At 43.5% G+C, this 789-nt stretch carries 1 pseudogene; it reads right to left on the minus strand.

The window, feature by feature from the left end:
• Nucleotides 1–43 precede the first annotated feature (43 nt).
• Nucleotides 44–789: pseudogene (locus tag R7Z49_RS24365) on the minus strand (hypothetical protein); the annotation flags it as partial.

A 789-nucleotide genomic window follows, 5' to 3' on the forward strand; every position in this document is an offset into this window, starting at 1 on the left:
CTTGGCCATCACTAACTGAGTAACAGCCAAGGCAACGTAGGTTTTAACTAAATGCGACGAAAGGCGATACGCACAGCAAAATACCAGTAGCAATAATCAAGTAAAGCGACGCGCCTTTGTATTTGTGTAAAGAAGGCACTTGATAGACAAGGTAAGCTGGAATCAAACAGCCAATCAAACCAAAGATAGGGCTACATACTGATGTGAAGCTCAGAACTGGTAGATTCAATACAATTGCACCCCACGCCATGAGAATCGCAAAGAGAATGATTCCTTTGGTGACCAAGTCTTTATTGATCTTCTCTTCAGGCATGACCTTTTTTAGAGCCAGCATCGCTAGACCTTGGCAAGAATCGCGGAAACCCAAGTACACACCAAAAAACGCAGTCATTACTGAGAAAATATTCAGCATTAAACTCATTAGTTTTAGCGTCGTGCCGTCCATACCTTGCGCAACCATCGCAAGAGCAGAGATGTTCTCTTCTGCTGCTTTAACCGCTTGTTCATGTGACATCGCAAGCGTAAAGGAAATCGCATAGAAGAAGACCGTCACAAACAAGATACCGAAAGCAATTTTCATTGCGCGCATGGCTTTAAAGCGAGCAACCTCAATCGATTTTTCTTTTGAGCGGTATGAGATCACCATTGGGCTCAAGCTTTGAATAAAGAGAATAGACGTTAGAGTAAACGGCAGTAGCTCAATTGCATCTTTCAAACCAGCGCCTGTTTCTGGAATCGCACCGACATTCGCTACATCCCATTTTTCGATCATCATGACGCCAAGTAATG

Source organism: Vibrio sp. 1562, assembly GCF_033340155.1.
GTDB classification, from domain to species: domain Bacteria; phylum Pseudomonadota; class Gammaproteobacteria; order Enterobacterales; family Vibrionaceae; genus Vibrio; species Vibrio alginolyticus.